This is a genomic window from Massilia sp. CT11-108 (assembly GCF_047302915.1).
GTDB classification, from domain to species: domain Bacteria; phylum Pseudomonadota; class Gammaproteobacteria; order Burkholderiales; family Burkholderiaceae_D; genus Telluria; species Telluria orientalis.
This window is the reverse complement of sequence record NZ_JBKYMO010001114.1, coordinates 1-702: the sequence shown is the minus strand read 5'-3', so window position 1 is coordinate 702 and position 702 is coordinate 1. Positions and strand designations below refer to the sequence as shown.

Genomic DNA, 702 nt, shown 5'->3' with positions numbered 1-702 from the left:
GGAAGTGCGGCGGGGTGGCGCCGATGTCGTACCTGCCGGCGCGCAGCACGACGATGCCGCCTTCCCCGAAGCGCACGTTCACGGCCTGCTCTCCGCATTGCAGCGACAGGGCCGGGTCGGCGCCGCCGTCGTAGCGCAGCGTAATGCGCTGCTCGTGGCCGTGCGCGGCATCGAGCATACCGCCATTCAGATCCGCCTGCACGGCGCGGGCCCCGGCCCGCACGGACCAGCGCGCATCCTGTCCGCCATAGCTCACCAGGGTCACGGTGCGCGTGGCGGGCTGGCCGCGGCGCAGCACGAGCCGTTTGCCGTCGACGGCAAACGGTGCCGGGTAGACGATGCCGCAGCCGCGCCGGGCCGATACGCTCCACGTCGGATACCCGGGCTCCGCGAACACGGGCAGGCGGCGCGGCGCGATGTCCATGATGCCGCGCCACTTGCCGCCTGCGAGGCCGTTGTACGCGGCCGCGTCGGCGACGAGCGCCGCGTGCGCCGCCTTTGCCTGGCGCGCATACAGGTTGCTGGACGGCCGCTGCTGGCGCGCGTATTCCGCCGCGAGGTCCAGTTTCAGTATGCGCGTGTTCAGGTTCGCGCTCGACCGCACCGGGTACAACACCAGTTCGAAATACGCGTCGCGCAGCGGCGCCGGGATGCGCGCGGCCAGCGCTTCGGCCCGCGCCGTCAGCGCGCGGTAGTCCGCGA

Annotated in this window: 1 pseudogene; it reads right to left on the bottom strand. The window is 72.6% G+C overall.

The features are described from left to right. Positions 1-702 (bottom strand): annotated as a pseudogene (locus ACEN88_RS33470) (hypothetical protein); the annotation flags it as partial.